The organism is Streptomyces specialis, from assembly GCF_001493375.1.
GTDB classification, from domain to species: domain Bacteria; phylum Actinomycetota; class Actinomycetes; order Streptomycetales; family Streptomycetaceae; genus Streptomyces; species Streptomyces specialis.
Genome location: NZ_LN929783.1, coordinates 1 through 6,933 on the forward strand (window position 1 = coordinate 1; position 6,933 = coordinate 6,933).

6 protein-coding genes, 1 rRNA gene and 1 pseudogene are annotated in these 6,933 nt (G+C 72.3%); 6 read left to right on the forward strand and 2 right to left on the reverse strand.

Annotated elements, in window-relative coordinates; all coding sequences use genetic code 11:
- The first annotated feature begins 3 nt into the window (after positions 1 to 3).
- From rrf to BN2279_RS06940, 6 genes are all read left to right on the forward strand, one after another.
- Positions 4 to 120 (forward strand): 5S ribosomal RNA (gene rrf, locus BN2279_RS06920).
- Positions 121 to 201: 81 nt separating this feature from the next.
- Positions 202 to 1,371: an acetoin utilization protein AcuC gene (locus BN2279_RS06925; protein WP_059007538.1), complete on the forward strand. Its 1,170-nt coding sequence runs from the start codon at positions 202 to 204 to the stop codon at positions 1,369 to 1,371.
- Between the two features lie 771 nt (positions 1,372 to 2,142).
- Positions 2,143 to 2,352, forward strand: coding sequence for a helix-turn-helix domain-containing protein (locus BN2279_RS06930; protein WP_019431885.1), 210 nt, complete (start codon positions 2,143 to 2,145; stop codon positions 2,350 to 2,352).
- A gap of 128 nt (positions 2,353 to 2,480) precedes the next feature.
- Entirely contained in the window at positions 2,481 to 2,579 is a 99-nt protein-coding gene (locus BN2279_RS27295) for a 30S ribosomal protein bS22 (RefSeq protein WP_003948845.1), read from the forward strand.
- A 74-nt stretch (positions 2,580 to 2,653) separates the two neighbouring features.
- Positions 2,654 to 3,685 carry an NAD-dependent epimerase/dehydratase family protein gene (locus BN2279_RS06935; RefSeq protein WP_059007540.1) on the forward strand — a complete coding sequence of 344 codons (1,032 nt, stop codon included), beginning with the start codon at positions 2,654 to 2,656 and terminating at the stop codon, positions 3,683 to 3,685.
- Entirely contained in the window at positions 3,678 to 4,643 is a 966-nt protein-coding gene (locus tag BN2279_RS06940) for a lysophospholipid acyltransferase family protein (RefSeq protein ID WP_059007542.1), read from the forward strand. The genes BN2279_RS06935 and BN2279_RS06940 overlap by 8 nt, the downstream gene beginning before the upstream one ends.
- A 52-nt stretch (positions 4,644 to 4,695) precedes the next feature.
- Here the strand turns inward: BN2279_RS06940 and BN2279_RS06945 are convergent, their stop codons facing one another.
- Together BN2279_RS06945 and BN2279_RS06950 are read right to left on the reverse strand one after the other, a co-directional pair.
- On the reverse strand, positions 4,696 to 5,964 hold the full coding sequence (locus BN2279_RS06945) for a DUF5667 domain-containing protein (protein WP_059007544.1): 1,269 nt from the start codon (positions 5,962 to 5,964) through the stop codon (positions 4,696 to 4,698).
- Positions 5,965 to 6,242: 278 nt separating this feature from the next.
- Positions 6,243 to 6,794 (reverse strand): annotated as a pseudogene (locus BN2279_RS06950) (ECF subfamily RNA polymerase sigma factor, BldN family); the annotation flags it as partial.
- Positions 6,795 to 6,933 lie beyond the last annotated feature (139 nt).

Genomic DNA, 6,933 nt, shown 5'->3' on the forward strand with positions numbered 1-6,933 from the left:
TGTTCCGGTGGTCATGGCGGAGGGGAAACGCCCGGTTACATTCCGAACCCGGAAGCTAAGCCCTCCAGCGCCGATGGTACTGCATGGGGGACCGTGTGGGAGAGTAGGACACCGCCGGACAATTATTTGAAGTAAGCGGGCTCTGCCGGGAGTTAATACCTCCTGGCGGAGCCCGTTCGTGTTTCCGCTACCGTGTTCCGCATGAGCGTTGAAGCACGGCTGATGTGGGACGAGAACGTCGCCCGGTACAACTTCGGTCCCGCCCATCCGATGGACCCGATCCGGTTGACGCTGACCATGCGGCTCGTCGAGGCGTTCGGTCTCGACAAGCGCATCGGTGTCGTCGCCGCCCGGCCGGCCGGGGAATCGACGCTCGGGCTCGTGCACCAGGCCGACTACGTCAACGCCGTGCGCCACGCCTCCCGTCACCCCGCCGAGGCCGACGAACGGCGCGGCCTCGGGACCGAGGACACCCCGGCGTTCGCGGGCATGCACGAGGCGTCCGCGCTCATCACGGGCCAGTCCGTCAGCGCGGCCGAGGACATCTGGCACGGTGACATCCACCACGCCGTGAACTTCGCCGGCGGCCTCCACCACGCCATGCCCGGCGCCGCCTCCGGCTTCTGCGTCTACAACGACGCCGCCGTCGCCATCGCCCGCCTGCTCGAACTGGGCGCGGAACGCGTCGCCTACGTCGACACCGACGTCCACCACGGCGACGGCGTGCAGACCGCGTTCTGGGACGACCCACGCGTCCTCACCATCTCCCTCCACGAACACCCCCGCATGCTCTTCCCCGGCACCGGCAGGCCCGAGGAGACCGGTGGCCCGGCCGCCGTCGGCAGCGCCGTCAACGTCGCGCTGCCCCCCGGCACATCCGACAGCGCGTGGCTGCGCGCCCTGCACTCCGTCGTGCCCGAGCTGCTCGCCGAGTTCCGCCCCCAGGTCCTCGTGACCCAGCACGGCGCCGACACCCACTTCGAGGACCCGCTGGCCCACCTCACGCTCAGCCTCGACGCCCAGCGCCTGGCCGCCGAGGCGTGTCACACCTGGGCCCACGACTACGCCGACGGCCGCTGGCTCTCCCTCGGCGGCGGCGGATACGCCGTCGTGGAGGTCGTCCCCCGCATCTGGACCCACCTCGTCGCCATCGCCGCCCACGCGCCCATCGCGCCCGAGACACCCGTCCCCGACGAATGGCGACGCACCGTCTACGCCCTGACGCGCCAACTGGCCCCGCAGCGGATGACGGACGGCCGCCGGCCGGGGTGGCACGACTGGCACAACGGCTACGACCCCTCCGACACCGTCGACCAAGCCATCCTCGCCACCCGCCGCGCCGTCTACCCGTCGCACGGACTCCTGCCCTGACCCCCACCCCCGTCACGACCGCCCGGGCCGAGGCGCTATCGTCTCCTCCCAACCGGACCGCGCGCCTCCGGCCGGACACCCCGTCACGTACCCCACCAGGCATTCCGCCCGGTGTCCGCCACCTTCGGGGAGCCACCGGACGCCCGTTCGTCGCCAGCCCGCTTTCCCTACGTCACCTTCACCGGCACGGCGTTCACTTCGGCGTGCCCCGGCATCCCCCCGATGCGGGGGCGATCTGTCGACATGACGACCCGATTCCCACTACGTCCGCGTCCACGCGCCCGCCCCCGCCGCGACACGCCACCGCGCCCCGGAACCGGGTCGCGCGCCGTGACCGCGCCGGGGCTCACTTCTGTTCACCTCCGCACGCGCCGTCGGCATGTGACGAACCGCCATGCCCCCGCACCACCCCCGCCCGTCCTTCACCGCCCATTGCCGACGTCACTGCGACGCAGGTCAACTGGCCTGCCGGGTAACGGCGTCGGTGACGCGCGTCCCCGAGCGGTGTCCGCCGGGCGGCGGCGGGGCAGGGTAACGGAAGGGGTACGCGCCACCGTTCCCGCCGGGACAGCGGACGGCGGCGCGTTGCCACGCTATGTGCTCAAACAGGCTTCTTCGTCACGGTAAAGGCATGCTCGGAGGAAAAGGCCGGTTGAAGCACCTCTTCCCCACTCGCATCACCCGCACCTAATCTGGGGAGGAGCGCACGTGCGAGAGGGAGTCACCGGAGGGGAAGCCGGTGTCCGACATGTGCGGAAGGTCAGGTGTGACATGGCTGCTGGTGAGAGGCTTCTGAGCGAGGCCAAGTTTCTGACCGTGGCGGAAGTCGCCGCGGTGATGCGAGTGTCCAAGATGACCGTGTACCGGCTGGTGCACGCCGGTCATCTGCCGGCGATCCGGGTGGGAAGGTCTTTCCGGGTTCCCGAGCAGGCCGTCCACGAGTACCTCCGGGAGTCGTTCGTGGGCGTGGAAAGCGCGTAACGGCCGGGCGGAGCCTTTGACACCCCTCGATTAACCCGTATCACTCGGTGACCGGTAGGCTGAGCCGCATGTAGGTCGTGTGGGCTCGGACGCCCCGCACCGAGTAAGCGAAGTGAGCGAGGGTAGTCGTGGGCTCTGTTATCAAGAAGCGGCGCAAGCGGATGGCGAAGAAGAAGCACCGCAAATTGCTGAAGCGCACCCGCGTTCAGCGCCGCAACAAGAAGTGAGCGAGCGCCGCTGACCGGCCCTCCCGTCGACACGATGACGGGAGGGCCGACGCATAGGCAGGCAGGGGAGGACCGTGAGCAGGACCGTCCTCGTGACCGGTGCCGCCCGGCAGCTCAGCGGGCGGTTCGTCCGGCACATCCGGCGGGACCCGGACGTGGTCCGGGTGATCGGCGTGGACACGCGGTCTCCGGCGTATCCGCTGGGCGGCGCGGAGTTCGTGCGGGCCGACATCAGGCAGCCGTCGATCGTCGCGGTGCTGGCGGAGTACGCGGTCGACACCGTGGTACACCTCGACGTCCACGGCACTCCCGCCACGGCGGGCGGCGGCCGGGCGGCGGTCAAGGAGCTGAACGTGCTGGGCACCCTCCAGCTCCTGGGCGCCTGCCAGAAGGTGCCCGGTCTGCGGAGCGTGGTCGTCAAGTCCAGCACCCAGATCTACGGCACGGCCGTCCGTGAGCCGGCCGTCGCCGACGAGGCCGCGCCGCCCAAGGCTCCGGCGGGCGGCGGCTTCGCGCAGGACGTCGCCGAGATCGAGGGCTATCTGCGCGGCTTCGCCCGCCGTTGCCCCGACGTGCGGGTGACCGTGCTGCGCTTCGCGCACGTCTTGGGCCCGGCGGCCGACTCCCGGCTCGCCGCCTACTTCAAGCTGCCGGTGCTGCCCACCGTTCTCGGCTACGACCCGCGTCTCCAGTTCGTGCACGAGGACGACGTGCTGGACGTGCTGAGCCGCGCGGTGCGCGACGGCCGGGCGGGGCTCGGCGCGGGCACGTTCAACGTGGCGGGCGAGGGCGTGCTGATGCTGTCCCAGGCGGCGCGGCGCATCGGGCGGCCGACGCTGCCCGTGGTGAAGGCGCTGGCCCCCGTGCTGGGCTCGGCGCTCGGCGCGCTGGGGCTGGGCGGCGCGTCCGCCGAGCAGATCCGTTCCCTGGTGCACGGCCGGGTGGTGCGGACCGAGCGACTGCGCGAGGCCATGGGCGGCCCGCTGCGTTACACGACGCCGGAGACGTTCGCGGACTTCGCCGCCGTGCACGGTCCCGGGCTGCTGCCGCCCGACGTCGTCACCCGTGCCGTGGACCGGATCGAGGAGGTGCTGCGCCGTGGCTGACGCCAAGGTCATTCCGTTCGGTGAGAGCGGGCGTCGGGGGCGGGCCGCCGCCGGAGCGCCGCCGGTGCCGCCGGGCGCGGCGGGGAGCGAGGACAGGCGGTCGGCCGGGAGCGGCGCCGCGGGCCTCGACGAGGCGCTGGCGCGCGGCCTGGCGTTCGTCCGGCGCCGCCTCAGCGGCGACTACGAGGTGGACGACTTCGGCTACGACGAGCACCTCGCGGACGCGGTGCTCGGCACGGTGCTGCGCCCGCTGTTCGAGAAGTACTTCCGGGTCGAGGTGCGCGGCATGGAGAACGTGCCGGACACCGGGGGCGCGCTCATCGTCTCCAACCACTCGGGCACGCTGCCCTGGGACGGGGTGATGCTCCAGGTCGCCATCCGCGACCAGCACCCGGCCGACCGGAACCTCCGGCTGCTCGCCGCCGACCTCGTCTTCCAGCTCCCGTTCTTCAACTGGCTGGCCCGCAAGGGCGGTCACACCCTCGCCTGCGTCGAGGACGCCGAGGAGCTGCTCGGGCGGGGTGAGCTGGTCGGGGTGATGCCCGAGGGGTTCAAGGGCCTGGGCAAGCCCTTCGCCGAGCGGTACAAGCTCCAGCGCTTCGGCCGGGGCGGGTTCGTCGCGACGGCGCTGCGCACCGGGGTGCCGATCGTGCCGTGCTCGATCGTGGGCGCGGAGGAGATCCACCCGATGATCGGCAACGCGCGGGTCCTGGCGCGCGTGCTGGGTCTGCCGTACTTCCCGGTCACGCCCACCTTCCCCTGGCTGGGGCCGCTGGGGACGATTCCGCTGCCGACGAAGTGGACCATCCAGTTCGGTGAGCCGATCGAGACGGCGGACCAGCCGCCGGAGGCGGCGGAGGACCCCATGCTCGTCTTCCAGCTCACCGATCAGGTCCGGGAGACGATCCAGCACACGCTGTACAAGCTGCTGATGGCGCGGCGGTCAGTGTTCTTCTGACGCTCGGGGGGCGGACCGGAGAGCACCGGACCGCCGCGCACGTCCGTGGTGGCTACTCGCCGCCCGAGACGTCCAGGCCGAGGCTCGGCAGCAGGTCGTCCACCAGGGGCGGGATGGTCACCTCGGGCTGCGGGAGCGTGCCCGGGGCGTCCCCGGACTCCGGTGGGGTCTCGCCCTCCGCGCCCGTCTCCTCGCCCGCCGGGTCGAGGAGACCGGTGCCGCCGAGCAGGCCCTGGGTCTGCTCGGTGAGGTCCGGGGCTTCCTCGGGGCCGCCGCCGCCCTCCTCGCCACCGCCGCCGTCCGCGCCGGAGCCGGGCGGCGCGACGGAGGCGGCCGGCTCGGAACGGGCGGGCGTCCGGGCGGGGGCGTCACCGGGTGCCTCCGCGGACGCCAGGCTGCCTGGCGGCGGCGGGAGAACGGACTCGAACGGCGCGACCTCTTCGTCTATGGCGTCGAAGACGTCCGTGACCTCCTCGCCCACGTCCCGCAGCTCGAACGGCAGTTGGTACCTGAGCTGGGCCCACGTGTCGCGGTGCCGCTCGGCGAAGGCGGACAGGGACTCCAGGGCGTCGATCGAGCCGTCGGAGTCGTGGACCTGGGCGAGCAGCCGGTACCCCTCCGCCGCGTCGTCGCGCATGCTGGAGAGGGCCTTGCGGATGTCCTCCAGCTCCTCGTCGTCCAGCACGCCCGCCCTGGTCCGCTCCATCAGCCGCCGGGCCTCGTTCAGCCGGGTGGAGGCGTGGTCGAGGTAGACCCGGCCGCGGTCGGCGTCGCCGCTGGTGAAGTCCAGACGGAGGTCCTCCATGCCGCGCTTGAGGCCGTAGAGGGTGTCGCCGGGGAGCGCGTCGGTGCTGGCCGCGGCGACCCCGCCGAAGGCGCCGGCCGCCACGCCCATCGTGAGCCCGCCGGCGGCGAGGCCCTTCGTCAGCCGCGACCGCGGGCTGAGTCTGCTCACCCCGCCGAGCGGGAGCGCGCGGTGCGACCCCCGGCCGCGCTGCACCGGCACGCGGCCCTCCGGCGCGGCAGCGGCGGCCTCCGCGGTGGTGGCCTCCATCGTGGCGATCAGCAGGGCGCGTTGCGCCGCTCTCGTCCCCGCGCCGAGCTCGGGTCTCGGGAGCGTCGCGAGCCTTTCGGCGACCGACAGCAGCACTGCCTGCTCGGCACCGTCCGCCGGCGCCTGATGCCTGGCCGCCGCCGGGTCCGCCGCCGCCTCGTCGTCGCCGGGCCGCGGCTCGGCGAGCCGCGACTCGGCGAGCCGCGACTCGGCGAGGAGCTGGGCGAAGGCGTTGGCCCGACGGTTCGCCGACACTGATCCGATCACGGGCGGCACCTCCTCTCGTCACACGAACGACTCCCTACGGCCGATGGAAGTTTCGGTCTCCGTCCATATCGACCCGGATGGGTGAATGGTGCCTGGATGGAGCCGAGTTGTAGAGAGCCTGCGAACCCGACAACGAGTGGACGGGCACTCGGGTTACGGCTTGCAGATTATGTGACTGATTCGTTGAGGCCGTTCACTCTCCGTCGAAGTGCGCACGGGTTCGAAGCGTTTCCCGACGCCGAAGGACACCCGCGAACGCCGACGGAGGCGGCCGGGCGTCACCGGGCGTCGTCGGGCAGCAGCCGGGCCAGGGTGCGGACGGCCCGGTACTGCAACGTCTTGATCGCGCCCTCGTTCTTCCCCATCACCCGGGCCGTCTCCGCCACCGACAGGCCCTGGAGGAACCGCAGGGTGACGCACTCCTGCTGCTGGGGGTTGAGCCTGCGGACGGCTTCTAGGAGCGCCGAGTTGGCCAGGGACTCCAGCACCGAGTCCTCGGGGCTGCGCTCGACCTCGTTGGCGTCGAGCATCTCGCCGGTGGTGACCTCCAGCCGGAAGCGGCTGGACTTGAAGTGGTCCGCCACGAGATTCCTGGCGATGGTGACCAGCCAGGCGCCGAAGTCGCGGCCCTGCCAGGTGAAGGTGCCGATGCGGCGCAGGGCGCGCAGGAACGTCTCGCTGGTGAGGTCCTCGGCCGTGGCCCGCCCGCCGACGCGGTAGTAGATGTAGCGGTAGACGGTGTCGGAGTAGTGGTCGTAGAGACAGCCGAACGCCTCGGCCTCGCCGCTCTGGGCCCGTTCCACCAGGTCCATCATCCGGCGGCTCTCGCCGGTCGCCGCAGACGCGGCGGGCGTGGGGGGGGGCGGGGGGGGGGGCGGCGGGGGGGGCGGCCCTTTTCAACCTTCGGCGGGGGCGGCGGGGGGGGGGGGGGGGGAAGGGGGCGGGGGGGGTGCCAGGGAGCAGGAGGAG

Bases quoted from the DNA above. Each gene is read 5' to 3' on its own strand.
- BN2279_RS06925 (WP_059007538.1), top strand. From the start codon at position 202: ATGAGCGTTGAAGCACGGCTGATGTGGGACGAGAACGTCGCCCGGTAC.
- BN2279_RS06930 (WP_019431885.1), top strand. From the start codon at position 2,143: ATGGCTGCTGGTGAGAGGCTTCTGAGCGAGGCCAAGTTTCTGACCGTG.